Source organism: Rhizobium grahamii CCGE 502 (assembly GCF_000298315.2).
Classification (GTDB): Bacteria; Pseudomonadota; Alphaproteobacteria; order Rhizobiales; family Rhizobiaceae; genus Rhizobium; species Rhizobium grahamii.
Window position 1 is genome coordinate 103,842 of sequence record NZ_AEYE02000024.1, and the last position, 25,348, is coordinate 129,189.

The 25,348-nt window shown below is 56.4% G+C and carries 24 protein-coding genes and 1 pseudogene; 18 read left to right on the forward strand and 7 right to left on the reverse strand.

Features of this window, described 5'->3' with window-relative positions; all coding sequences use genetic code 11:
- Nucleotides 1-11: 11 nt before the first annotated feature.
- Nucleotides 12-824, reverse strand: a complete 813-nt coding sequence (locus RGCCGE502_RS20005; RefSeq protein ID WP_019280181.1) for a DUF1206 domain-containing protein — start codon at nucleotides 822-824, stop codon at nucleotides 12-14.
- Nucleotides 825-1,549: 725 nt separating this feature from the next.
- On the opposite strand from RGCCGE502_RS20005, the gene RGCCGE502_RS20015 reads away from it, so the two are divergent.
- The 7 genes from RGCCGE502_RS20015 to RGCCGE502_RS20045 all read left to right on the forward strand — a co-directional run bounded on the left by RGCCGE502_RS20015 (nucleotide 1,550) and on the right by RGCCGE502_RS20045 (nucleotide 6,936).
- Complete coding sequence (locus RGCCGE502_RS20015; protein WP_016556014.1) at nucleotides 1,550-2,410, forward strand: alpha/beta fold hydrolase; 861 nt, start codon at nucleotides 1,550-1,552, stop codon at nucleotides 2,408-2,410.
- Between the two features lie 156 nt (nucleotides 2,411-2,566).
- The gene (locus tag RGCCGE502_RS20020) at nucleotides 2,567-2,830 is read left to right on the forward strand and encodes a DUF2934 domain-containing protein (RefSeq protein ID WP_016556015.1); all 264 of its coding nucleotides are present in this window, start codon (nucleotides 2,567-2,569) and stop codon (nucleotides 2,828-2,830) included.
- 209 nt (nucleotides 2,831-3,039) lie between these two features.
- Nucleotides 3,040-3,627 carry a cysteine hydrolase family protein gene (locus tag RGCCGE502_RS20025; protein ID WP_040675159.1) on the forward strand — a complete coding sequence of 196 codons (588 nt, stop codon included), beginning with the start codon at nucleotides 3,040-3,042 and terminating at the stop codon, nucleotides 3,625-3,627.
- 18 nt (nucleotides 3,628-3,645) lie between these two features.
- The gene (locus tag RGCCGE502_RS20030; RefSeq protein ID WP_016556017.1) at nucleotides 3,646-4,689 is read left to right on the forward strand and encodes an ATP-dependent DNA ligase; all 1,044 of its coding nucleotides are present in this window, start codon (nucleotides 3,646-3,648) and stop codon (nucleotides 4,687-4,689) included.
- A 330-nt stretch (nucleotides 4,690-5,019) separates the two neighbouring features.
- Complete coding sequence (locus RGCCGE502_RS20035; protein WP_016556018.1) at nucleotides 5,020-5,526, forward strand: hypothetical protein; 507 nt, start codon at nucleotides 5,020-5,022, stop codon at nucleotides 5,524-5,526.
- Nucleotides 5,519-5,935, forward strand: coding sequence for a phage holin family protein (locus RGCCGE502_RS20040; RefSeq protein WP_016556019.1), 417 nt, complete (start codon nucleotides 5,519-5,521; stop codon nucleotides 5,933-5,935). Before RGCCGE502_RS20035 ends, RGCCGE502_RS20040 begins: the two co-directional genes overlap by 8 nt.
- Nucleotides 5,935-6,936 carry a DUF3618 domain-containing protein gene (locus RGCCGE502_RS20045; protein WP_016556020.1) on the forward strand — a complete coding sequence of 334 codons (1,002 nt, stop codon included), beginning with the start codon at nucleotides 5,935-5,937 and terminating at the stop codon, nucleotides 6,934-6,936. Before RGCCGE502_RS20040 ends, RGCCGE502_RS20045 begins: the two co-directional genes overlap by 1 nt.
- Before the next feature lie 418 nt (nucleotides 6,937-7,354).
- Here the strand turns inward: RGCCGE502_RS20045 and RGCCGE502_RS20050 are convergent, their stop codons facing one another.
- The 3 genes from RGCCGE502_RS20050 to RGCCGE502_RS37425 all read right to left on the reverse strand — a co-directional run bounded on the left by RGCCGE502_RS20050 (nucleotide 7,355) and on the right by RGCCGE502_RS37425 (nucleotide 10,143).
- Nucleotides 7,355-9,241: a potassium transporter Kup gene (locus RGCCGE502_RS20050; RefSeq protein ID WP_425327270.1), complete on the reverse strand. Its 1,887-nt coding sequence runs from the start codon at nucleotides 9,239-9,241 to the stop codon at nucleotides 7,355-7,357.
- A 208-nt stretch (nucleotides 9,242-9,449) separates the two neighbouring features.
- Complete coding sequence (locus RGCCGE502_RS20055; RefSeq protein WP_141652385.1) at nucleotides 9,450-9,695, reverse strand: hypothetical protein; 246 nt, start codon at nucleotides 9,693-9,695, stop codon at nucleotides 9,450-9,452.
- A 292-nt stretch (nucleotides 9,696-9,987) separates the two neighbouring features.
- Entirely contained in the window at nucleotides 9,988-10,143 is a 156-nt protein-coding gene (locus RGCCGE502_RS37425) for a hypothetical protein (protein WP_176705716.1), read from the reverse strand.
- A 1,095-nt stretch (nucleotides 10,144-11,238) separates the two neighbouring features.
- Between RGCCGE502_RS37425 and RGCCGE502_RS20065 the strand changes: the two genes are divergently transcribed.
- Nucleotides 11,239-11,952 (forward strand): Crp/Fnr family transcriptional regulator, encoded by a 714-nt coding sequence (locus tag RGCCGE502_RS20065; RefSeq protein WP_016556025.1) that lies wholly within the window; start codon nucleotides 11,239-11,241, stop codon nucleotides 11,950-11,952.
- Between the two features lie 399 nt (nucleotides 11,953-12,351).
- Here RGCCGE502_RS20065 and RGCCGE502_RS20070 read toward each other — a convergent pair whose 3' ends face one another.
- Together RGCCGE502_RS20070 and RGCCGE502_RS20075 are read right to left on the reverse strand one after the other, a co-directional pair.
- The gene (locus RGCCGE502_RS20070) at nucleotides 12,352-13,098 is read right to left on the reverse strand and encodes an SDR family oxidoreductase (RefSeq protein ID WP_016556026.1); all 747 of its coding nucleotides are present in this window, start codon (nucleotides 13,096-13,098) and stop codon (nucleotides 12,352-12,354) included.
- Nucleotides 13,099-13,123: 25 nt separating this feature from the next.
- A pseudogene (locus tag RGCCGE502_RS20075) lies at nucleotides 13,124-14,302 on the reverse strand (MFS transporter).
- Nucleotides 14,303-14,395: 93 nt separating this feature from the next.
- Here RGCCGE502_RS20075 and RGCCGE502_RS20080 point away from each other — a divergent pair.
- The 7 genes from RGCCGE502_RS20080 (at nucleotide 14,396) to RGCCGE502_RS20110 (ending at nucleotide 21,970) form a co-directional block, all read left to right on the forward strand.
- A complete protein-coding gene (locus RGCCGE502_RS20080) occupies nucleotides 14,396-15,295 on the forward strand; it encodes a LysR family transcriptional regulator (protein ID WP_016556027.1) in 900 nt (299 codons plus the stop codon).
- 143 nt (nucleotides 15,296-15,438) lie between these two features.
- The gene (locus RGCCGE502_RS20085; RefSeq protein ID WP_016556028.1) at nucleotides 15,439-16,410 is read left to right on the forward strand and encodes a DUF72 domain-containing protein; all 972 of its coding nucleotides are present in this window, start codon (nucleotides 15,439-15,441) and stop codon (nucleotides 16,408-16,410) included.
- Nucleotides 16,411-16,922: 512 nt separating this feature from the next.
- The gene (locus RGCCGE502_RS20090; RefSeq protein WP_040675162.1) at nucleotides 16,923-18,158 is read left to right on the forward strand and encodes a DUF763 domain-containing protein; all 1,236 of its coding nucleotides are present in this window, start codon (nucleotides 16,923-16,925) and stop codon (nucleotides 18,156-18,158) included.
- 252 nt (nucleotides 18,159-18,410) lie between these two features.
- On the forward strand, nucleotides 18,411-19,280 hold the full coding sequence (locus tag RGCCGE502_RS20095) for a TIGR02587 family membrane protein (RefSeq protein ID WP_040675165.1): 870 nt from the start codon (nucleotides 18,411-18,413) through the stop codon (nucleotides 19,278-19,280).
- 52 nt (nucleotides 19,281-19,332) lie between these two features.
- Nucleotides 19,333-19,692: a putative transmembrane protein gene (locus RGCCGE502_RS20100; protein WP_016556031.1), complete on the forward strand. Its 360-nt coding sequence runs from the start codon at nucleotides 19,333-19,335 to the stop codon at nucleotides 19,690-19,692.
- A 27-nt stretch (nucleotides 19,693-19,719) separates the two neighbouring features.
- Nucleotides 19,720-20,880, forward strand: a complete 1,161-nt coding sequence (locus RGCCGE502_RS20105; protein ID WP_016556032.1) for a low temperature requirement protein A — start codon at nucleotides 19,720-19,722, stop codon at nucleotides 20,878-20,880.
- 232 nt (nucleotides 20,881-21,112) lie between these two features.
- Nucleotides 21,113-21,970 (forward strand): adenylate/guanylate cyclase domain-containing protein, encoded by an 858-nt coding sequence (locus RGCCGE502_RS20110; RefSeq protein ID WP_244441753.1) that lies wholly within the window; start codon nucleotides 21,113-21,115, stop codon nucleotides 21,968-21,970.
- 24 nt (nucleotides 21,971-21,994) lie between these two features.
- Here the strand turns inward: RGCCGE502_RS20110 and RGCCGE502_RS20115 are convergent, their stop codons facing one another.
- Nucleotides 21,995-22,516, reverse strand: a complete 522-nt coding sequence (locus RGCCGE502_RS20115; protein ID WP_016556034.1) for a DUF992 domain-containing protein — start codon at nucleotides 22,514-22,516, stop codon at nucleotides 21,995-21,997.
- A 141-nt stretch (nucleotides 22,517-22,657) separates the two neighbouring features.
- On the opposite strand from RGCCGE502_RS20115, the gene RGCCGE502_RS20120 reads away from it, so the two are divergent.
- The 3 genes from RGCCGE502_RS20120 to RGCCGE502_RS20130 all read left to right on the forward strand — a co-directional run bounded on the left by RGCCGE502_RS20120 (nucleotide 22,658) and on the right by RGCCGE502_RS20130 (nucleotide 24,647).
- A complete protein-coding gene (locus tag RGCCGE502_RS20120) occupies nucleotides 22,658-22,927 on the forward strand; it encodes a hypothetical protein (protein WP_016556035.1) in 270 nt (89 codons plus the stop codon).
- 371 nt (nucleotides 22,928-23,298) lie between these two features.
- Nucleotides 23,299-24,186 carry a DMT family transporter gene (locus tag RGCCGE502_RS20125; protein ID WP_016556036.1) on the forward strand — a complete coding sequence of 296 codons (888 nt, stop codon included), beginning with the start codon at nucleotides 23,299-23,301 and terminating at the stop codon, nucleotides 24,184-24,186.
- A gap of 203 nt (nucleotides 24,187-24,389) precedes the next feature.
- Nucleotides 24,390-24,647 (forward strand): DUF982 domain-containing protein, encoded by a 258-nt coding sequence (locus RGCCGE502_RS20130; protein WP_016556037.1) that lies wholly within the window; start codon nucleotides 24,390-24,392, stop codon nucleotides 24,645-24,647.
- Nucleotides 24,648-25,348 lie beyond the last annotated feature (701 nt).

Sequence of the window (25,348 nt, forward strand, 5' to 3'; positions counted from 1 at the left end):
TCGTCCACGCGTCACGACAACGCCGGCAGTTTTGCCCGGATAGCACCGGTATCCGGAGAACGAATGATGCGATAGCGTGCTTCCACAAAATTATAGATACCGAATGAAGCCAGGCCTGCGGCGACGACAATGTAGATGATAGCGCCGAAAGGTAGACGCCGGATCCAGCTGAGCGCATCCGCCACGCTCCCTGCCTTGCCCGGATCAACCGTGAAAGCAGCGTAGCAGAACAGGATGCCGATAATGACGAAAATGATCCCACGCGACACAAGGCCATAGATGCATAACAAGAGCAGGGTCTTTTGATCTGAGAGCGACAGGTAGCGCTCGAAGCGACGTGAGAGCCCTTTGTAGATGGTGATAACACCGCCGCACAGAAATCCTACCCCTATTCCTCCAGCGAGATAGATCCCGAAAGGCTGCGCCATCGCCCACGCGGCTAATCCCTTCTCTCCACTTCCGCTACCGCCATAACCAAGGCTCCAGGCACGCGAGAAAGCATAGAACGCAAGCCCTGTATAAATCATCGCGCTCATGAAAAGGGTTGTTCGGATGGCCATGCCTTTCGCGTTATTTTCGTGGTTGTCTGCATTGGCAACCGACTGGGCCGACCGCCACGCCACGAAACCCAACAGACCTAGCCCGATCAAAGTCAGCCAAAGCTGACCCAGCGGTTGTGACAGAAGCGCATCGAGAGCGGATTTGGTCTCGGGACGACCGCCAAAACTTGAAAAGAGCGCAAGACCGGCAACCAGGATAAAAACGGCCCCACGCGCCACGTAGCCTGCACGTGCCAACAACTTAAATTTCGAACCCATCGCCATCTCATACTCCCGGATCCAACCAGAACGAGGCGAGAGGCATTCAGTTCCTCAAATGACCCCGCATAGGTTTGCTTGTACCTGTCCAGGCCCGAAGGTGGCGAATCTACCAACTGCAACTGAACCGCCTTTGATGTCTTGCGTTATGCTGATGGGGAGAAGGGGAAGTAGAAGGCTCGGTTCTCTTTTATCCTCAGGTCGCACTGTGAGTGGAGCGAAGAAAGCAATGGTTGATACCCGAACCAAAGGTCGGAGCGCCAAAGTTGCGCTCGAGCAGTATTTTGAGGAGCTGGAAGAGCCCGCCGAGAGCGATCTAGGGACTGACGATGATGATGTCATTCCTCCCGATGAGGCACTGAGGGAAGTTGCTTGGCTTCGGAAAGAGGTGGGAGATTTACGAGCGCGCTTGGCAGTCATGCGCGGAGCAACGAACGACAACCTTCAAGACGTGGCCACAAGACATCCATGGTTCAGGATCACTGCCACAGTTGCTGGATTGGTTGTGCTCGGAGCGATAATCAGTCAGCGTCGATAGCGGGCGCAGGCCCTATCACAAGAAGCAGCTGCGATGCCTTCAAGGACCACAACATCGAGTGGCTTGATCAGGGCATGACGATCCTGGTGGGCTGCTCGCCGCGGTTTCCGCCGGCCATTCTTCTCATTCTCTCACAGCAGGTTGTGGTGAACCCCTCTCGGCGCGCTGGATCCATTCCACCGGAGCCAATTCCATGTTTGTCAATTTCGAATTGAAAGAGGTTACAACGACGGCGGGAAATATTCGTCTTCGGATAGGGGGCAAAGGACCGGCGACGATGGTTCTTCATGGGCACCCCCGAACCCATATGACGTGGGGTAAGGTCGCTGACTTGCTTTCGAACCGATTGACCGTGATCTGCCCTGATCTTCCGGGTTTTGGCGGGTCCTATATTCCGGAGGACAGATCAAACAGCGAGAACTCCTCCAAGCGTGCAAAGGCCGCTGTTCTCAAGGAACTTATGGAACATCTCGGCTTTTTCAGTTTCAACGTTGTTGGTCATGATCGTGGAAGCCTCACAGCCTTCCGGTTGGCAATGGACCATCCGAGTTCTGTAATGAGACTGATCACAGTCGATGGCTTGCCGGTCATCGAGCACCTCGAGCGAGCGGACTGGAAATTTGCCAGAGATTGGTATCATTGGTTCTTCTTTGCTCAGCCTGAAAAACCCGAGCGCGCCATCTCCTCCGATCCCGAGGCGTGGTATGACCAATTGTCTTCGGAGGTCATGGGCGAGGAAGCCTACCAGGACCTTCTGAAAGCCATTCACGACCCAGCCGTGGTGCATGGAATGGTTGAGGACTACCGCGCCGGCATCCGCATCGATCATATTCACGACCGACAGGACCGGGATGCTGGCCGCCGGATTCAATGCCCGATGTTGTGTCTCTGGTCGCTAAGAGATGATCTTGAAAAGATCTATGGAGACCCGGTTGCGATCTGGCGGACTTGGGCCACTGATGTCGTTGGATTTGGTATTGAGAGTGGCCACCATATCGCGGAGGAAAATCCACAAGGGCTCGCAACCGCGATCGCAAACTTCCTTTTGCGATGAACGAGCCACTGCGGGACGGGCAACCGCGGTTGACCCCAGGTGGGTCAGCCGCGCTGCGGGCTTTGGCTCAGCAGTCGAGAGACAAATCAAATCGCCAGCTGGAACTCTCTTGGAAAGACAGTGTTAGTCACTGTTATAGGAGGAGGATGGATCGCTATGACAGAGGAAAAAATTCGGAATGAGGCCTACAAAAGATGGGAGGCAGAGGGCCGACCTGATGGACAGGCCGAACGACACTGGCTGGATGCTGAGAAGGAAACCTCGAAGGACGGCAAGCTGCCGGAAACGTGGTCGTCCGACCAGTCAGGTGGTGTGGTTCCAGCTGAAGAAACCGACAGTGCCGCCTCGGATGCAATTCCATCGAGTGGCGAGGGGACCTCGCGTTTTAAACCGGGGGAACTGGCGTCCGAGAATAAATGATTTGCATCGCACCGAGTGATTACTGATCCCGAAATGGCAGCACTGAGATGGTTCAAAAGCTCGATTGATGTCTACCCGTTCGCCAGTGGGGCGAGCCATGGTGGCGTGAAATGTGAAATCGCATCAATTGCGCGCATTGATTTGATTTGGCTCCTCTCGAGGGCGCGCAAAGCCAATGACACCGGGTTGTGCAAACGGAGTATCAAAAAATGAGAAGGTGGGTGCATCTCTGCATCGATATGCAGAGACTTTTTGCCGAAGACACCCCTTGGCACGTTGCATGGATGAAAGAAGTTTCGCCACAGGTGGAAGCAGTCGCGGATCGCCACCCGGAGGCTACGATTTTCACCAGGTTCGTTCCACCCCGAGAGCCTGAAGAAATGCCTGGTATGTGGAGCACCTATTATGAAAAATGGTGGATGATGACCCGCAAAAACCTTGATCCGGCGCTTATTGACCTCGTTCCATCATTGCGTGGCCGCGTGCCGCCTGCGCGTATCTTCGACAAGATGACCTACTCACCTTGGGTTAGCGGCGAACTTCATTCCGTTCTGGTGAACGAGGGCGTCGATACCGTCGTTTTGACCGGTGGTGAGACCGATGTTTGTGTGCTTGCTGCGGCGCTCGGCGCAATTGATCTCGGTTACCGCGTTGTCGTCCTGAAAGATGCCGTTTGCAGCGGCGCCGACGACACCCATGATGCATCCCTTGAACTCCTTGGCGACCGCTTTTCTGTGCAACTTCGCCTCGCGACAACGGATCAATTCCTGAGCGACCTTCCATCAGTTTGGAGTTAGAAAAGACCGGAAAGAGAGATGGCGAAGATCGCGCAGAACCAACTATACGCACTGCCCCTCGATATCGAACCGATGGAAGCAAAATTGGTCGATCGCCTCCCACGCGAGGAAGGGTGGCAGTTCGAACCGAAATGGGATGGGTTCCGATGTGTCGCGTTTAAGTCGGGGTCGGCCGTTGACCTTCGGGCGAAATCCGGGAAACCTCTCGGACGATATTTTCCCGAAATGCTGTCGCTGCTGTCGGATCTGCCGGTTAACCAGTTCGTCGTCGACGGCGAACTCGTGATCGAAAGTGAAGGACGTCTGTCTTTCGAAACCTTGCAGATGCGCCTGCATCCGGCCGAAAGCCGGATAAGAAAACTGGCCGCCACTCACCCTGCTAAACTCGTCCTGTTCGACGTTCTTGCGGACAGCCAGGGACGTTCCCAACTCAACCAACCTCTCGAAGGGCGGCGAACGATCCTCGAGGCAATGATAGGACCATTTCAATCGCAAAAGGAATTTGTGCTGTCGCCCTACACCAAGGATGGGGAGCTAGCTGAAGTATGGCTTTCAAAATCGGGGAGTGATGGGTTTGACGGTGTCGTTTGCAAACGACTTGACGGACCCTATGCTGCGGGCGAGCGCGCCATGATCAAGGTGAAAAGATTTCGCACTGCCGATTGCGTGGTCGGCGGATTTCGCTACGAGAGTCGCTCTGACAAAGTTGGCTCGCTACTTCTCGGTCTCTACAACGAAGAGGGGAATCTGGATCATGTCGGCTTCACATCGAGCATCAGCGATAATGAACGTGTAGCACTTACGAAACAGCTGGAAGCGCTGCGCCAGCCTCCAGGTTTCACTGGCAAAAAGCCCGGAGGTCCCAGCCGATGGAGCACCGAACGAAGCGGGGAGTGGGAGCCATTGAAGTCGAAGCTCGTGGTCGAGGTTCGGTTCGATCATGTCACCGGACGCCGCTTCCGCCATGGAACCACGCTCCTCAGATGGCGGCCGGACAAAAAACCACGTCAGTGTGGATATGAGCAGATCGACCAAGCAATCATGGCGGACCCAACATACTGATCGGTGAGGTCGCGGCATCTGGCTGGGAACCAATTAGACCCGGTATCCGCCTTCGGGCTGCCAGAGCGACTGATTGCATCCCTGGTCCCGATCTGAAACACAATTCCCCCGATCAATAAGTCGGGCTTCCAGGCAATGTGGAACAAACCCTTACCGCCAGGGTTGGATTAACGTTCTGTATCGCAAGCATGGGAGATTTAAATGTCTAACGAATTCCCGAGAGGGGAGCCCGCGCGCGCCTCGGCCACAACTCCGCAACAGGGTGTCAGGTCCACGACGCCCGGCACACCAACCGCGCCCGGCACACCAACTACCCCCGCCACACCAACTATGCCCGCCACGCCAACCATGCAAGGAACCCCGGCGAAAACCAGCGACCTCAAAGAAAAGATAAACGACGATCTGAGTTCCGTTCAAAACAGCATAAAGGCAGGCGCCGATACTGCGGTAGAAAAAGCGAAGGACGCGGTCTCCAGCCAGAAAAACTACCTCGCGCGCCAGGTTGGTGGGATCGCTAATGCGCTGCAGAAGGTCGGTTCCGAACTGGAAAATTCGGATCAGTCCGACACTGGCCGTTATGTCCGGCAGATCGGACGGAGTGTGCAAGGTGTCGCGCGGCAAATGGAAAACCGTGACCTCGGCGAACTCGCAACGTTTGCAGAAGATTTCGGCCGAAAGCAGCCGGTTGCATTCCTCGGCGTAGCTGCCCTTGCCGGACTTGCTGCTAGCCGCTTCCTGACTGCATCAGCCAAGCGCTCGACAAACATCGGTTCCAACCGGTCGCAGCCGGAGCGAAGGGCGGATCATATCAAGAGCGAGGACAACACAGATGTCTAAAGTACCTGATAACATATCCCTGTCGGAACTGGTGGGCGGCCTTGTCACTGACGTAACAAGTCTGTTGCGCAAGGAAATCAACCTGGCAAAAACAGAGGCGTCCGAAAAATTCTCACAGGCGCTAAGCGGTGTTGAAGTTCTGATCTTCGGGCTTGTTCTCGCCATCGGTGCAGTTGGCGTGTTGTTGACGGCTGCCGTAGCAGGGCTCGCGGCGTTTCTTCTTACACAGGGCGTTTCGGCGACAAGCGCGAATGCCTTGTCAGCCCTGATCATCGGAGTTGTTATCGCCGGCATCGCCTGGGCGCTGGTTGCCAAAGGTCTCTCGGCGCTACGCGGGAGCAATCTTCGGCTCGACCGGACCGCGACGTCGCTTCGGCGTGATGTCGGCGCTGTAAAGGAGAAAATGTGATGAGCACCTCAACAGAAAAGACCTCGCTGGATTTGCAGCGGGAAATCGAAGTTGATCGGAAGCGGATTGAAAATCGCATCGACGCCATCCAGGAAAAGATGTCGCCCGGTGAACTGATAGATGAGGTCCTGACTTATGCGAAACAAAGCGGTGGCGCCGAATATGTTGGCAATCTCGGCCGCGCGTTGAAAACGAACCCAATACCCGTGGCTCTGATGGGCGTCAGCCTTGCCTGGCTGATGGCAAAACAGAATGGCGATAGCCCTTCCATATCAGTGTCCGATCCCGATTATCCGCTCTATCAGGCCGACGGGCCAATCCGCCGTCTCGGTCCCCCGGAAACTGAGTTCGGCAGTCGTTACAGCTATTTCGCCGACAATTCGGGAAAGCGCTTGAAAGCATTGACCGATGATGCGGGTGCCCGCGCAGGCCATTTCATTGATGAGGCCGGAAAGACATATCGTGGGTTCGTTGATGCAGGCGGAAAGCAGATCGATCAGATCGTCGATGAAACTGGCGCAATGCTGGATGCCGCTTCGGGTTGGAGTGCGAAAACCTGGGCTCAGGTCAAGGACGCCACGAGCAACATAGGATCGAAAGCGTCGCAAGCCATGTCCTCGTTGTCCGATAAATCAGCGTCGGCTGGAGCGAGCATCCAGGAACAGACCAACAAGCTGAATGATGCCATCCTGACCCATTTTAGAGACCAACCGCTCGTTGGCGGAGCTTTAGCCTTCGCCGTCGGTGCCGCCATCGGCGCAGCACTCCCGCATACGGACATGGAGGACGAGGTGATCGGTGACGTCGCAGACTCGGCAAAGGATAAGATCGCCGACGAAGCATCGCATTTGGCCGATCAAGGAATGGAAATCGCGTCCGGTGTTTACGGCCAGGCCGTATCCGTCGCGGCCGACGCACATGATGTGGTGAAAGAGCGGATCCTCGATGAGGTGGGCGCGTTCAAAACCGGGGACGGCACGACGGAGGCAAAATCACCCTAGGGGGACATAGGACGCTTAGCGGCGCAACCAACCCTCGCTTCGTGGGCGAGGGTTGGTTTAGTGATAGTCCGAAGGAACAGCACGGGACGTGGTCGGGCATGCTCAAAACCCTCAGTCGAGATCTCGCTTAATCAGTCCAAGTGCCTGACCAGCGTTTGATATGACGCTCGACCAGCGCGCTTGTAAGCGAGATCGTTACCTGACGAGACTGGCCGCTCCAATCCTGCTGACAGGCGCCCAACATAAAATGGAGTTCACGCCAAAAGCCGAAGCGATCGTCCGGCAGGGGTTCCGCACACTCGCGTGTGGTGCGCAATGGCCCGAACTTATCGGGCAGCGCCTTCAGTGATGTGCTGCAAGGGCTAAGCTCTCTTGAAATGAAGCGGTAGGCGGCAGGGGGCTCCAAAATAGTCGCGTGTCAGATAACGGTTTGCAGGCCGAGCTCAACCACGCGCCCCGTCGGCAGGCTGAAGTAGTCCGTCGCGTTGCCCGCGTTCTTGGAAAGGGTAATGAACAACCGGTCCTGCCAAAATGGCATGCCGCCCTTCCTGGAAGGAAGGATCGTCCGACGGGATAGGAAGAATGAGGTGGACATGATATCGAACGTCAATCCGAGCTTCCGTGCCAGGATAAGTGCACTTGGGATATTTGGCGTTTCCATATAACCGAAGGTGATAACAAGTCTGCTGAAGAGCGGATTGAAGCTTTCGAGGAAGATCTTGTCATCGTCAGGAACGAACGGCTTGGCGGCCGTGACGACGCTTAAGATGACATTGTGCTCGTGAATAACCTTGTAGTGCTTCAGACTGTGGAGCAATGCGGTCGGAGCGCCTTCGATGTCGCTCGTCAGAAAAATCGCCGTGCCAGGCACAGTCGGTGGTTTTCGGCGGTGAAGGCTATCGATAATGGAGGAGAGCGGGATTTCGTCGGCTTTCGTTCGGTTTGCGAGCAGACGCCGGCCTGCAGTCCAGGTCTGCATCAGGAGCATCATTGTCGATGCCACAGCAACCGGAACCCATCCCCCGTCAGCAAACTTCATGACATTTGCGGAAAGAAAACCGGTATCGATCACAATCAAAGGAACGATGACGGCGAGGGTACTCGCTAGAGCCCAGTTCCAGGAGCGGCGCATTACGACGAAGAGGAGAACCGATGTTATTAACATCTCTCCCGTGACGGCTATGCCGTAAGCAGCGGATAGACCGCTTGAGCTTTGAAAGAAGACGACAAGAGCAGCTACGAAGACAAACAGAAGACTGTTTACCTGCGGCATGAAGATCTGCCCTGAATGGGTCTCTGACGTATGCCGGATCTCAAGGCGGGGAAGCAGGTTGAGGTGCATGGCCTGTCGAACAAGCGAATAAGCCCCTGAAATGACGGCCTGGCTGGCGATTACCGTAGCTGCCGTTGCAAGGCAAACCATCGGTAACCTTGCCCATTCCGGGTGCATGGAGAAGAAAGGATGCGAGGCCATTTCCGGATGTGCGAGGACGAAAGCACCTTGTCCAAAGTAGTTCAGGAGCAAGCTTGGAAACACGAGAACAAACCAGGCGACCACGATGGGACGTCGCCCAAAATGACCGAGATCGACATAAAGAGCTTCCGCGCCCGTCACTGCAAGGAAGACTGCCCCGAGTACAGCCACCGTCGACCCGAGGTTGTGCTCGATATATCTTACAGCGTGCGAGGGGTTGACAGCGCCCAGCACCGTCGGGTCGTCGAAAATATGAATTGCTCCGCTGACGCCAAGAACCACAAACCAGAGCGCAGTAACCGGGCCGAATACTGACGCCACGCCGCCTGTGCCAAATCGCTGAACAAAGAACAAGGCTGCAATGATCGTAAGAGTAATTGGTACGACCCAGTCGGATGCCGCCGGGGCGACCACTTGAATACCCTCGACAGCAGAGAGCACAGAGATCGCCGGTGTGATAATGGCATCGCCGAGAAAAAGGGATGCCCCCACGACACCCACGACCAAAACCCATTTGGGACGATCCGCAAGACTTTCACGCGCCAGACTCATGAGTGACAGTGTGCCACCTTCTCCGCGATTGTCCGCCTTGAGGACAAAGCAGACGTATTTAAGGGTGACGACGATCGTGAGCGCCCAGACAATGAGCGATAAGACGCCAAGAACGTCGGTTCGACTTGCACCAAGTCTGCCTGTGGCATGAAGGGCTTCTCGAAACGCATAGAGCGGGCTTGTACCGATATCGCCGTAGACTACACCCAGAGCGGCAATCACCAACGATGGGAGACCAGTACTGGATTGATGCTCCAGTTCCGGGTCGTCGTTCCGCAGTTGACGATAGGTCAATTTTGCGCCCCTGATAGGCCCTGTGCCTAGCTTTCAACGTTGCCATTACCGCCGAGCTATTGCAACGACGAGATCACTGCCTTCATGCCGGAGCGGCGATCGACCGTATTCGTTGATGAGCAGATCCCAGTGCGGGCTCGTCTAGATGTCGCGAAACGAGCTATCCGGTGACAAGCAGATAGGCACGGTCAGGTCAGACATCGTCTGGCAGTATGTTCCCTGATAAAGAGGCCCGCGCGATACCATCTCTTCTGTCGCGAAGGTAGGCTGCTATGTCACCGTTGCATAGGCCTTCGAGATCGCTGGCCTCGTATCCCTCAGCTTGGGCTTCGGCACGCAACATATCAGCCTGTTGCTCAAACGCGCCTGTGTCGACTTCAAACCCTTCGCGCTCCATGTGCTCCAGCTTATCTTCAAGCCAGTCATGTATCATTTTCACCGGAAGCTCCCGCACTGAATGCTCTGGCGGACCCAACGCGAAACTGTAGCGTTGGTTCCAGAGAGAAATACCAAAACCTCAACGCGGATGCTGGTGGGATCGACAGGATTATTCGTTGATAGCCGCGACCCGAAGACGAGCTGCCGGAATTAAGGAAGAACCCGGCTTCTTGCCATGGCTCAGCCTCTATGATGGAAAACGGCCGGCGCTTCGAGCAAGGTGCGGCTGTTACAAGACATTTGGGTGGGCTGCGGAGGAGACGGGTGCCGGCCTCCAGGTCACCGGCGTAGCGTCATCGTGCGCCGGGCAACGACCCTTCCTGATCGGCTCCGTTGACGAGGTGCGAGCCGGCCGTATGCTCAAGAAAGAAGCCGATCTCGTGTTCCAGCCCGACACAGGCCTCAGTCTTCGCCTCAATAACGGTGGGCGTCGCGTAGCCGCGAAGCATCTGGTCACGAGCCAAAACAGCCCGAGCGTAGAGCTCAAACAGATCGCGTAATCTGGGGGCTTTGTCAGCGTGCCGCCTGTAGCTCGGCCTACGCATCATGAATGAGGCATAGCCATGTTTGAAAAGATCAATCGCCCTCAGATCCATTCCTTCACTCGCACTCGGGACACAACACACTTAAAAAATGCTCCAATCACACTCCACCGCGTTACGACGGCGGATAGGGCCGGTGCGAACCAAGTGATGCCGGCTCTCATATATGAACGTATCCTGAAAAACGAAGCATGGAAAGTATTTCTTCCCATACCGAGCAAATACATCCTTGCATGGGGGCCGAAAGACCACCCATCAAAGTGGAAGTTCTCACTGACGATGTATTGGTGAACGCGTTACTGCTGGCCCGGCTTCTTGTCTCGCCGGCATTGGACATGCATTGCGCGAACAAGTGACACACCGGCCTGGACAGCTTCTCGACGATGTTGTCAAAAATCGCGAGATGAGGCGGACCTGGATGTGCATCGCTTCGCCTTCTTGCAATCACCTGAGCTCAGGACGAAAACGTCGCAAGTGTCCATTTTCGTTGGAACAGCTTCCGGCATTGTCGGTTGGTTTGCCGAAGACCACAACGGGAGCTCATCGTGACAATTATACGTCCGGAAATTTTCGCCGAACCACAGCCTGATCAACCATTCATTCGTCGCGATGCGAATGGAACAAGCCTTTTCAAGTTCGCTGTCCAGTATCGCATGGGAGGACTTCTTTGGGCTGCAGATATTTGGGCCTATTCCCATCAAGATGCAGAGGCACGCGTAAATGCGATGAGGGATTCCCTGATGGTGTGCGGCCAAATCTACTGTGAGGCGTAAGCCCGACTTTCTGCACCGGTGCATGCCTCGACACGGCCAGTCCTTGCGTCGGTTTCACTGGCGCGGCTGGCGCCCCGTAGGTGTCCCGTAGGACTAAGGTCTTAGTCGAGTAACTGTTCGCCAGCGTACGGAAAAACCTGGGCAACAACAAGATGTTATACAGCGGCGCGCACCTGGCTCAGCGTGCGGCGGCCGGCCGGTCGCGGTTTCCCGATGCTTGAAGAGTACCATGTCTGTTCCTGATCAATCGACCATGCAAAATCGTCTTTTGGCCCGCCTGCCTGAGGAAGAATACCGAAAGATCACCAGAACAATGGAGAAAATCCAGCTGAGACAAGGCTTTGTCATTGTAAAAGCCGATAGGCCGATCGACTACGTCTATTTCCTGTCCAGTGGCATTGGTTCGGTAATTACTGTTTCGGCAGGCCGACACCAGGCCGAAGCAGGAATGTTCGGTCGCGAGGGATTTTCACCGACCTCTGCAGGCGTGGGCGGCACAATCAGTGTGCACGAGGTTCTCATGCAGGTCGAGGGGGAGGGTTACAGGATGCCCCTTGATGCGACAGTCGAAGCCATTTCGCATAACCCGACCTTCGCCAATCTTCTTGCGCGGTTTATCCAGACCTTCGCATCCCAGATCTCCTATACTGCGCTTTCCAACGTGAACTACCAGATCGATGCCCGACTTGCTCGTTGGCTCCTCATGTCCCATGACCGCGTAGACGGAGATGAGATCGGGCTTACACACGATTTCATCTCGCTGATGCTTGGCGTTAGGCGCCCAAGTGTCACGACGGCCCTTCACGTGCTGGAGGGAAGGAAGTTTGTCCGATCGGAGCGGGGGCGGATAACCATTCGCGATCGGAAGGGTATGGAAGAGTTTGCCGGGGATTCCTACGGCAAGCCCGAAGAGGAATATCGCCGTTTGATCGGTGAGCTCTGACGATCCAGCAGCTTCACGTTTCGGTGGAGAACGCTGAAACCGTCCGCGTTATCCACGTGCGTGGCATCGATAAAGTTCTCGCCTGCAGATCACAGCCTCGTCGACCTCGACGGGACCAGGGTAGGCCTCGTAGCCGTGCGCGGTATATGGCGTCCGCGCGGCATTGCCGTTCGCATCCGTCAATTGGAGCGACGTCATGCGCGCAAAGCGCCAACGACGGAAGCATCGTCGGCGAAGGCGCAGGAATGGCGAATGCCACTTCCATGGCAAATGCGCCGAATTTCATCTGGTCTGTATGTATATTCCTCTTTGGGGCCAACGAGCGCTTCTGGCGACAAGCTGTCGTCGGAAGCGCTCGGGTGGACGCTGCTTGAGAGGGGTTGTAGGAAGGCTGTTGTATCAAACGGGCTGAGCCGTCGGACGGAAGAGTATCTCGTTTACATCCACGTCTTCCGGTTGGCTCATCGCGAACGCAACCATGCGCGCGAAAGTATCGGCTTCGACCGCAATCTTCGCGACGAAGTCCTTCGTACCCTCTTGGATGTCCTTCTCGCTGATGTGCTCGAGCAATTCTGTCGCGACTGCTCCTGGCGAGATGACCGTGGTACGGATGTTGTACGGCTTCACTTCTTTGCGCAGCCCCTCAGACAGGGCTCGGACCGCGAACTTCGTGGCACAGTAGACCGTAGCACCAGGATCGACGACATGCCCGTAGACTGACGAGACATTGATGATTTGGCCGGACATCTGCTCCTTCATGTGGGGCAACGCGGCGGCGATCCCGTATAGCACACCCTTAAAGTTGACGTCGATCATGCGATCCCACTCGTCGACCTTGAGACGCTCCAAGGGGGCAAGCGGCATAAGCCCCGCATTGTTCAACATGACGTCCACGCGGCCGAATTCGCGAACCGCGGCATCGACCAAGTTCTGGACCTGATATCTGTCGGTAACGTCGGTCTCGACGGCGATCGCCCTGCATCCCCTGGCAATGAGCTCTCTTGCAAGCGCGTCGATGTGTTCGCGCCGTCTGGCACCAAGCACGACGATGGCATCTCGCTCGGCGAGATGTCGCGCGGTCGCTTTCCCAAGACCGCTGCTCGCGCCCGTTATGACGACGACTTTGTTCTCTATGTTCTGAGACATGATGTTCTCCATGGTTGATCAAGACTCAGATTTGGCGGGTTGCGACCGCCCCCAGTGCGGCAGAGCTTGTAAGCAGTAGAGCGGCCAGGAGGAAGGCACTCCACCACCCTGCGGTGTCGAAGAGAATGCCGCCAACGAAGGCACCGCCCGCGATGCTGAGCTGGATCAGCGCCACTTGGAGACCGCCTGCCGCTTCGAGTTCATTCGGCACCAGCTTCGCCATCCAAGTGTTCCATGCGACGGGAACCGGGGTCGAAAAGAACCCCCACAGAACGAGAAGGCCAGCGGTGGCCCAAGGAGAGGCTCCGACGCCTATGAGAAGAACTGCGATCAGGGCGACTACGCAAGGCATCCCCACAAGCGCCGCGGCAAGATGCCGGCGCAAGACGAAGCCGATAACCGACGTTCCGACAAGACCGCCCAAACCGACACCAAAAAGCATCAAAGACAGCGAGCTCAGGCCGACCCCGGTTACTCCCTCGAGAAACGGCCGCAAATAGATGGAGAGCGCGTTCATTCCCATGAAAACCAAGCAGGTCGCCGCCATTCCGACAAGGAAAGTCCGATTGCGAAGAAGCCCGACCATCTTTCCGGCAGACGCCGTTTCGGTGGCGGGCAGCCTTGGAAGGACGACCATCTGCCACATGAGCGCGGCGAAGCCGATGGGAACGGTAACGAGGAAGGTGCCACGCCATCCAATCAGCCCACCAAGGAAGCTTCCGATAGCAGGCGCGATAACGATTGCGAACGCAGTTCCACCCTGGAGGAGGGCGATCGCCTTTGGCAGTTCCAAGGAAGATACCAGACGCGCCAGTATAGCGGTGGACAGCGACCAGAAGCCTCCGATTGCAACGCCGACAAGTGCGCGGCCAACCAGGAAGGTGGCAAAGTTCGGCGCGATTGCCACGATCACGCTAGAGACAGTCAGTATCCCGGTATAGATCAGCACCACCGACTTGCGGTCGAACCTCGAAAGCAAGCCGTTGCCGAAAAGGCTGGTCGCCACCGCGAAAAAGCCCGAAACCGTGATTGCCATACCAGCTTGGCCGTCCGTGATCTTTAGGGCCTAGGCAATCGGCGTGAGAAGACTTACGGGCAGGAACTCCAGCCCGACCAGCAGAAATGTAAGCAGGGAGAGGCAGAGCACCTGCGCCCATGGAGTGGGCGGGTCTTCAATCGTAACATCAAAGACATCGACACTCATCTCGTTTTCCTGTCGCATCACTACCAAATAGTCGCTTTGGCTAGGGAGGACTAGGAGCTACAATAAGCACGCCGATGTGAGGGAAATTCAACAATGAAGCGTGACGAGTTCACCGAGATGAGGGCGTTTCTTGTGGTCGCGCGCGAGCGCAGCTTCACCCGAGCCGCGGCAAAACTCGGCGTCACGCGATCGGCGCTTAGCCACACGGTTAGGGGGCTAGAGGCGCGGCTCGGCATGCGACTCCTTTCCCGCACAACCCGTGACGTCGCGCCGACGGTGGCCGGAGAACGCTTGATGGAGAGCATCCAGCCACACTTCGATGGCATTGCGGCGGGGATCAATGCCATCAGCGCGTTGCGCGACAAACCCTCAGGTCAGGTCCGTGTCGTCTGTCCCGACGACGCCGTCGAACTGGTGTTCCGTCACAGACTGCCGACTTTTCTGCAGGAATTCCCAGAGATTGGCGTGGAAATCATCGTCGACAACGGCTTCACCAACATTGTTGAGCGACAGTTCGATGCTGGCGTGCGGCTCGGCGAAGCGGTCGCCCGCGACATGGTCGCAGTGCGCGTTGGCCCGGACGTCTCATATTCTGTCGTGGCATCGCCCGGATATCTCGAGCGATGTGCGCCGCCATCGGTCCCTCAGGACCTTACGGACCATAATTGTGTCAATCTCAGACTCCCTACGTCCGGAGCGCTTTACGCCTGGGAATTCAAGCGCGAGGAACGCGAGTTCAGCGTACGTGTGGGCGGCCAACTCACGTTGAGCAACATGGCATCCGCAGTGGATGCCGCGCTGGATGGGATCGGGCTGGCGTATCTTCCGACAGACCTGGTCTCGCAACATGTCGAACGTGGAAAGCTAAGGCGCTTACTACTGGAGTGGTGCCCGATCTTTAAAGGGTATCACCTCTATTATCCGAGCCGCCGAAATCCGTCGCCGGCCTTCTCAGCTTTCGTCGATGCATTCCGATACAGGCCGCCATCCTAGCGCGCACTCGTGGCATCCCGTCATCCCTCAACATTAGATCAAGGTGTGAACGTGACAGCCTTACATTGTGATCCGCTCGAGCGAGCTTGAACCTGCGGCTTAAAGACACGGAACAAGTTGGACGACTTCTAGGTTTGTGCGCCATGGGACGAACGGGAAACATTCGTATCGGAATATCGGGGTGGACCTACAAGCCCTGGCGGGGCGTATTTTATCCGGAGAAACTCCCACAAAATCAAGAACTTGCCTATGCATCCCGCCGATTTCCCACAATAGAGATCAACGGGACCTTTTACGGACTCCAAAAGCCTGGTGCGTTCCAGCGTTGGAGAGAATCCACGCCGGAGGGTTTTGTCTTCTCAATCAAGGGCTCGCGCTATATCACGCATCTCCTGCGGCTCAAGAACATCGAGACACCCCTTGCCAACTTTTTTGCATCTGGTCTCTTGCGGCTCGGAGGGAAGCTCGGGCCGATTCTATGGCAGTTTCCGCCAAACCTTAAGTTTGATGTCGATATCTTCGCGCAGTTCCTGCGCATCCTGCCAAAAACTACAATGGATGCCGGCGCTCTCGCCAAACAACATGACCAAAGACTTGATGGTCGAAGCTGGCTTGAGTGGGAAGACAGGCGACCATTGCGCCACGCGCTGGAGATTCGTCATGACAGCTTCCGGTGTGAACGTTTTATCGAACTCTTGAGGGAGCATGGCGTTGCCTTGGTCTGCGCAGACACAGTCGAGTGGCCTCTGCTGATGGATGTTACCGCCGATTTTGTCTATTGCCGTCTTCATGGTTCAAAAGAGCTATATGTCAGCGGCTACGATGATAGCGCGCTTGCTGCCTGGGCCGATCGTATCGATGCCTGGGCGCACGGCAAGGAGCCCACCAATGCCGAACGGGTAACACCTCCCTTGCCGCAATCCAAAATGGGTCGCGACGTCTATGTCTATTTCGATAACGACGTGAAGGTCCGAGCGCCCGCCGACGCTCGATCGCTGGCCGAGCGACTTAAAATTGATGTTTCAGCCGGCGCCGATCAGACGGCCCAATTGCCTGGGGAATCCATTTTGGAGCAAGCGCGCCCACATTGGCCACAGGTCCGACGACGCCGGTGAATGCGAATGAACGAGCAGCTGTTGGCGAAGCAACCGCAGAGTAATTTTGGGTGACGAGTGACACCATGTCCGGTTGATGGACGATCTTGGCGTCTACATCATTTTGGCAAACTTTTGTGACACCACGAAGTGCTATACTGAGTGCAGGAAAAGGACATCTTTCACATGTGTAACCTGCAGTTGTTGCTGGCCTCGGATTACGAGACGCACCTCCTAGAGATCCTTTCTGCCGAGCCGGGCGTTCGGGAACTTCCGAATAGCGAGGAGACGGTGGACAAGGTGCCGTCTATTGGCAAGAGCATGACGTCATTGGAAGGACCGTGCGATTGCTCGTCTTGATGATGAACGACGTTGGCGGCTATGATAGCAGAAAGTCTGTCACCAGGTGAATCGACCCCGCCTGGCCTCATCTTGTACGAAGCCGCAGCACACGATGACACGTGTGGAGCACGGGTTCATCCCGATGAGCGGACGACCCAGACCACTCAACGAGAATAGGGCATAATTGCAAAATGTCGAAACGATCGGGCAGTGCTGACCTCCCACTGCATGGCGGGCGCGTTCCCCCTTGGTTGAGCGAACGTATGGCTAAGCTGGGCGCATTGATCGCCGAGGCGGTGATCCATCACTATGGCCGCGACGAGTTCCTCCGGCGAATGTCGCATCCGTTCTGGTTCCAATCTTTTGGTGCGGTGATGGGAATGGATTGGCACTCGTCCGGCATAACGACCAGCGTGCTCGGGGCAATGAAGCGCGGTTTGCGCCCAATGTCGGAGGAATTGGGTCTTTTTGTGTGTGGCGGACGGGGCGCGCAGTCGCGCAGGACACCCCAGGAACTTATCGATGTAGGCACGCGGACGGGCATTGATGGAACGGCACTGGCAAACATCAGTCGGCTTGTTGCCAAGATTGACAGCGCTGCCGTTCAGGACGGTTTTGATCTCTATCTGCATGGTTTCATTGTGGCCAGTGACGGTCGCTGGGTGGTGGTGCAGCAGGGGATGAACCAGGATCGGCGTCAAGCCAGGCGATATCACTGGCTTTCCGAGGGGCTCGAGAGCTTCCTCGATTCCCCCCACCGCGCAATCGAGGGACGCGTTCAGGGGAACATCATCAATCTTGCGGATCGTCAGGCAGAGAAATCAAGACACGACCAACTACATCTGTTGTCGACGCTTGGTCCCGATCGAATTGTGCGGGAGGCTTACGCTGCGACAGCGGTTGCCGCTCCTTCGCCTTCTCAGCTGGACCAACCAGAACTCCCACATCTGATCATGCCGTCTCATCACGACGTCCGTGAAGGCGACGTGAACATGAAGCGGCTCTACGCAAATCTGGCAGCCGCGGCCGATCGAGGACCGGCGGACTATCAGGAGTTGCTTCTGACCCCCGGCGTAGGAGCGCGGACTGTGAAGGCCCTTGCCATGGTCGCCGAAGTCGTCCACGGCGCTCCTTATCGGTTTTCCGATCCAGCACGATTTTCACTAGCCCATGGCGGCAAGGACAGACATCCCTTTCCGGTCCCCCTGAAGGTCTATGATGAAACGATACATGTTTTGAGATCGGCAGTTTCCAAGGGGAAGCTTGGACGGGAGGAGGAACTCGCTGCGCTGAGACGCCTCGATGTGCAAGCCCGTAACCTTGAACAGCAAGCAACAGGTCCTCGACTGAAGGATATAACCGCCGAGGAAACGCGAATGTCTGCGCAGCTCGGTGGACGAAGTGTGTTCGGTTGGGAGCGAGAGTAGCAGCCCGAGGTCAAAGCCGGCAGTCAGCTCCACAGAGCTGAAGGTGTTCCGCCTGTCATTGGACACGGTCAGACGGTGAACGGCGAGATTCCCCTTGTGAGCACTGAGAGCCTTGCGCGTTCGTGAATTCATTCCACTTATCAAGTCGAATATCTCCCGATCGGCGCACCCGCATAATGCCGTGCGCGACAGCAATTGAAATCGAACGTCAGCAACCTCGCTTTTTGATATCGCCAAGCTATCTCCTAGTTGATGAAATCAGCGTCGAATGAGGAAGCAGCAAGTCGGGAATGGAGCGGGGGGCGATTTGCTGCCGGTATCGGTCGCGGTTTTGCAGGAGCACTGATCTTCGCGTTGCCGATGTTCATGACTATGGAGATGTGGGAACTCGGCTTTTCCATGGACAGGTTGCGGTTATTCCTGCTCCTCGTCTTGAATATTCCCCTCCTTGTTCTTCTATCGGACCGGGTCGGCTTCGAAAAGACGACCTCATGGATCGATGCGGCAAGGGATGCTGCCGTGGCCTATGCGATCGGCATCCTCGCGAGCTTCATAGTCCTTTTCAGCGTCGCCGTATTAAGCTTCGACCAGCCCGTCTCGGAGATCATCGGCAAGGTTGCACTTCAGTCGGTGCCCGCCAGCATCGGAGCACTGCTCGGACGAAGCCAGCTGAATGGTGATGCAGACGATGGGGATAGCGACGAAGATGATCCGGTACCGACAAGTGCCTATGACTACACAGGAGAGCTCTTTCTCATGGCGCTTGGTGCTCTGTTCCTTGGCTTGAACGTCGCACCCACGGAAGAGATGATCTTGCTCTCGTACAAGATGACACCCGCCCATGTCATGGCTGTCATCCTCATTTCGCTCGTCCTCATGCACTGTTTCGTTTACGCAGTATCGTTCAAAGGCGGCCACGAGATTGGCGACGACGTTCCGGCTTGGCACGCGGTGATCCGCTTTACCTTCCCAGGCTATGTGATCGCTCTCTTGGTCAGTGCCTACGCACTCTGGACCTTCCAGCGCTTTGAGGACTCAGCATTCACTCAGATGCTATCGACAACAATAGTTTTGGCATTGCCTTGCTCGATCGGCGCGGCTTCGGCACGCCTCATTCTATAGGATAGTCAAGTCAATGGCGCGAAGAAGGTATAGCGGTAGCAATACACCCCATATGGTCGAATGGATTGTCGGGGTTGGCAGCACTTTGCTGGTACTCATCATGATAGGTTTTGTCGGGCTGGAGGTTTTTGCCGACAGCTCAAGCCCCCAGCTATCGATCACCCTGTTAAACGATGAGCCAGGCATTGCACCAAACGAAGTGCGATTTGAAGTCCGAAACTCAGCCGATACCACAGCAGCGGCTGTGGTCATACGAGGTCATCTCGGAAATGAGGGAGATCCGACGCAAATTTCCGAGGTAACCTTTGATTATGTGCCGGCCCACTCCAAAGCCCGCGGCGCTCTGATATTTGCGACTGCGGTCGCTGGAAAGAAAGTCGCGGTTCGCGCGGCCGGTTATTCCGATCCCTGACGGATACATCCAGAAAAAGGAAAAGCAATGGGCGAAGTGGCACGCGGTTGGATCCGGCAAGCCGAAAGGGAAAAAGGCAAGGCAAGCTTCCCAGAGCTGTTCTTTGACCTCGTATTTGTTTTTGCCCTCCTTCAGCTATCCCACACACTATCCTCCGACTTCACGTCCGCCACCGCAGGAGAGGCCCTGATCCTGATCCTTGCAGTCTGGTGGGTATGGATGAACACGACGTGGGTGACAAACTTACTCGATACGGAACGTGACCCCGTCCGCCACATGCTATTCGCCTTGATGTTTGCAGGCATTCTCATGGCAATCGCATTGCCTGAAGCATTCGGTGCCCACGCCCTAGCCTTTGCGGCAATCTACGCGGTCACACAGGTCGGCCGTTCTGCGTTCACGGCATACGCCTTTCGAAATACGGATCAGCAGTCGGCGAAGACATTCTGTCGGATCACCGCATGGACAATCCTCGCAGGAATTCTCTGGGTCGCTGGGGGTGTCATGAATTTCGAATGGCGTCTACTATTCTGGACGCTGGCCATTGCCCTGGAATATGCGGTGCCACTCGTTGGCTATTGGGTGCCGCTTCTCGGCCGCGCACCGAAAGAGACGCTTGCGATCTCCGGCGAACACATGGCGGAACGATGTGCCCTGTTTGTGATCATTTGCCTCGGGGAAACCATCTTGACAACCGGCCGGAATGCGGTCGAGCATATGGGCACGGACCTGACGGTGGTGGTCTTCTGCAGTGCATTCCTGAGCACGGTCGCCATGTGGTGGATCTACTTCCATCACGGCCAGGAAAAAGCTGCCGAAAAGGCTGAAACTACGTCAACGCCCGAGAAGGTCGCGCATGACCTTTTCACCTACGGTCATCTTCCGATTGTTTCAGGCATCATCCTGACTGCCGTAGGAGAGGATTTTTCGCTCTCCGACACAGAAGCAAGAGGCGGCTTCTCCCATATGGCGGCGATCATCGGAGGACCCGTCCTCTTCCTGATCGGTAATATCTGGTTGAAAGTGAGCGCGGGAAGCCGATTCCCGACATCGCATCTCGTGGGTATTGCTATCCTTGCGGTCACGGGCATCGCGAGCTCGCTTCTGGCGAACTATGCTCTCAACGTCGCTGCGACCGCGGCACTTTTGGTGACGGCCGTTTGGGAATATCGGGGCCATCGAAGGTAGTTCTTTCCGGATTAGCCAGCCGGAAGGATCGTTTCGCCATGAACATGTGAGGTCAACGGAACCAAACCTTGTCTGGAAAATTCTTTGATGACGATAATTTCGATGAATGACCTCAAACGCGCGAATGATTGGCCTCTGCGCCTGCAAGCGGATTAACGGCATGGAAGCACCACCACTGGAACGAAAGCTCGCTGCCATACTCGTCGCCGATATAGAGGGCTATTCCAGGCTCATGCACGACGATGAGGAACAAACCCTCGCCACATTGACCTCTCACCGCGCCATCGTGGACCAGATCATTGAGCGAGCACATGGGCAGATTTTTGGTAGCGCCGGCGACAGTGTGTTGGCGGAGTTCCCGTCCATCGTACATGCATTCCGCTCCGCCGTTGCGATCCAGCAAGCAATGCGCATCGCGAATGAGGCACTTCCTGAGCAACGCCGGATGCACTTCCGTATAGGCATCAACATCGGCGATGTCCTCGTGAAGGATGGCGACATCTTCGGGGACGGTGTCAACATTGCCGCAAGGCTTGAAGCACTTGCTGACGTCGGCGGCATTTGCGTCACGCGGGGGGTTCGCGATCACCTGCGCGACCGGGTGGCTGCCACATTCGAAGACCTGGGCGAACACAGTGTGAAAAATATCGCGCGGCCACTCAGAGTATTCAGGGTGATTTTCAATGGCGGCGAACAGGGGATCGTGGACGATGAGCCGCACAGCGAAGAGAACCCCGCGGCAAGGCGGGCGCGGAGCAAAAGTGCTGACGTCGAACCCGATCACGTCGAAGTCACGTTTTGGGAATCCGTTCAACAAAGCGACGATCCGGCAGAATATCGGCTCTATCTCGAACGTTTCCCAAAGGGACAGTTCGCCGCATTAGCCGAGGAGCGCCTCGCAAAGGGAGGAACCAGTGAGCGTGATCCCGCCATCGAAGTCGCTTTCTGGGAGACGGCCAGCCAATCAGGAAGCGATGAAATGGTGACCGCCTATCTTCAAAAATATCCGGAGGGCCAGTTTGCGTCCCTCGCAAAGATAATGTTGGAAAAATCGTCAGGATCCCAAAGCGGCCGGCCGACGGGCGACTGACGCCGCCCGCCATGCGATAGCGCATCAACGCCGCGTGGCGGCGAGCTGCAACCTCGAAACACCAGCAGCAATATTTAATCCCGTTCCGGTTTGTCCGCTGAGTGGCTGAAGCACAATGTTACGGGCATTGCCTCCAATCAAGGCGTTTGCACCAACTCCCAACCCAACTGCCGCGTCCGCGGAGGCGCCGACATATGTGCCAGCCAAATCTCCCTGACCAACGCGCGTGGGCTTCGTGTTGACGACCACCCAGCTTAGATAAGACTTGCCACTGATCCCGATGTCGAGTCCGAGCTTCCCGATGCTGCCAGTATAGCGCTCAGTCTTCCTTCCCTGTTGTCGGAAACTGCAACTAATGCCACGATTGGAGCCGATTATCATTCCCATTCCACCGTTCACCTCACACGACAAGGTTCCGAGCCTTTGCCCGGGCTGCTGGGCGGCGACGGTTTGGTGGGGATGTTTCGAATGCTGAGCAGTCGCAGACCAACCCTGGGCCGGGAAGGCGAGAGCCGTTGCCGCGATTGCAATGAAGGCTTTATGCATGGTAATTTCCTCCAGTCGAGAAATTGGTACCTTGAGAAACATTGGCGATCGCAGAGGGTTCCATGGCCGAGCAAACTGTCGCACGCCCGACCTAATGCTCGTATGACCTGGCAGCTGGAAGCGCCTGAATGTGAGACGAGAATGCCGCGAACGATCATCATCCAGTGGAAGTTTGCTGAGGGTATCTATTTCGCGCACTTCCCAGAACCGTTTCCAATGGAACCCGCCCAATGGGCCGCCTTTTCCGCGCTGTTTGATCAAGTCGGGTTCCAATCGCAGGGAACTGGCGACATCCTGACGGTCGCCTCCTCGGCGAACGCTCCGCGGCGGATGGCGGATGGTCTAATGGCACTTGGCTACTCACTCGAACACCGGGGTGACGTCCCGCCAGCCGTGACGGGGAAGACCTGACGAGGGTCTTCTTGCCTACATTCGCCTATCGCTGCGTTGCCTAGTCTCCTTCGCCCGGAATTAGAATTTCGCCGCAGGCCTTGAAGTGGACAGCGTCATCCTCGTGAGAATGGCGACGTCGACAACGCAAACGCTGCCGGCGACCGGATTGCGGTACTGCTTACTGTCTGTTCGAGGGGCAGGCCGGGCAATGCCAACCGCGCCATCTTTCCGCGAGTTAAGATTTCTCACTAAAAATGAACATCGAGGGAACGGATGGGGCGCTCGGATGGCTTGAGTGGCAGCGTATCCGCCCTTAGGTCAGCCCTTCAACCAAGATCTTCGCGCGGCCTGTGACTGGAGAAACGGCGATTCTCGACGACAAAAAAAGAATGCTGGGATATGCGTTCACGCTGCTGGCGGTGATCATCTTTGCGACCCAGGACGGCTTCTCGAAGTACCTTGGTGCGCGATATTCGCCGATCATGATCACAATGATACGCTACTGGGCATTCGCGGCTTTCGTGATCCTACTTGCCTTTCGCAAGCCCGGGGGCCCACGAAATGCCGCAATGACGAACTACCCTTTCCTTCAGATACTTCGAGGCGTGTTACTGGTCACGGAAATTGCTATTTTTGTGTATGGGCTTGCCCACACAGGCCTCGCTACGACCCAGGCCATTTTTCAGGCATCGCCGCTAATCGTCACTATACTGTCCATTCCATTTTTGGGCGAGCACGTTGGCTGGAGACGGTGGATGGCGGTCTCGGCCGGTCTTCTGGGCGTCCTGTTGATCATCAATCCGACAGGTAGCCATTTCAGCCTCTACCTACTGCTGCCGTTGATCAGCGCGTTTATGTTCGCCGTCTACGGGGTGGCCACAAGAGCCGTCAGCCAGCGGGATCCGACTTTTACCAGCCTGTTCTATACGGCCGTTGGGGGAGCACTGGCGATCTCGCTGATCGGCCCCTTCTTCTGGACGCCCATTGCATTCGGAGATGTTCCGTTTGTTGCGGCACTGTGCATTTGTGGCGCCGTCAGTCATTACTGCCTGATCCGCGCCTACGATTCCTTGCAAGCTTCGGACGTCCAGCCCTTGACCTATCTTCAGCTGGTCGTTGGCGCGGTCATTGCCGTGACTTTGTTTGGCGAAACGCTGAGCTGGAATATGCTGGTTGGCTCGACAATCGTTGTCGGCGCTGGTCTTTTCACGATGTGGCGGGAACCAAGGGCTCGCTCAAAAAATAGCCCTGCTACCCGGGCGGGAATCCAGCCCTGAGTAGAGATGAGACGGGCCTTAATACCTCGAGACCGAAGAGGTCGGTCGAAGCATTCGACGCTATAACAGGAGTGCATCCTCGTTCGCCCGCATTTGCCATCTCCGGAACAAACCGCGCGAAAAGATGTTCTCCCCGGTATTAAACCGGCAGGCCCAAAGGGCCAGACCGGTAGCGGTCAGCGATTGCCGAAGGGGAGGCCAGCGTGGCAGAAATTAGAAAGTGGGCGAGACCTATCTCATTCGTTTCACCACTCACGGGCGACTACCGAACTATCGAGAGCGCAAGTGATGCCATCGCCGTATTGCGCGGCGCAGGATGGCCAGTCCAGGCCGGCAAGCAACTCCGCGAAGCCAGGAAGATCTGCGTTGAAGTGATTGACGGGAAGCGGCCCCCCGCCGAAGCCCGCAGGGCGTTCATTGCCGCTGCAGTCGAGGCGCACGTCTTCGTTAAAGAGAAATAACGCGTGCGACTAGCACCACTGCGACCAGAACGGCAGAACGGGTCAGCCGAGACCTGGCCGTGTCTCAGCAGAATTTCCCCTCCGCCCATTCCTATCACGGCTTTTTCGTTTCCAATCTACGGCCCATTGACTTCCAATTATCATGGCTAATAGTCCCGTCAGAATGGCAGGCGCAGGAGCGGCGTTCCTGCGCGAGTGCTCATTCATTTGGTGATGGTAGCCATTAGCTGCCCCTGCTTGGGGCACCATTGGGCATGTGAGGCAATGAGGTCTGCGTGTTCGCCGGTCCGAATGAGGCCGCGCTTGTCAAGCGCGGTAGGCGCCATACTTCGCGGCCTTCGGCCCGTGCCACCTTCCGTTGGAAGTCTATTTCTGCTGCAGCAACGTCCGAGCCTGAAGCACCAGATCTGGTAATAGCCGGTGGGAGGATTTAGCCTAACTTTATGCACGGCGGGCCTGGTGGTGATCGCGTGGTGACCTGGACTTGGAAACCCGGTCAGTCGACCGAGGCTAATAGTGCAGCCCTTGACGGCTGGTGGGCAACCCATCTCGACCACCATGACCAGTAAAACAGCTCCATTCATGTCCAGATGCAATCGTGTCACGACGCCGAATTGTTTGGCCCCGGGTCGTTCGATCATCTGATCTGTCTGCTTTCAGCCGTCAAACGTCCGATTTTGGCCTCACCTCGCGTCCTGTCC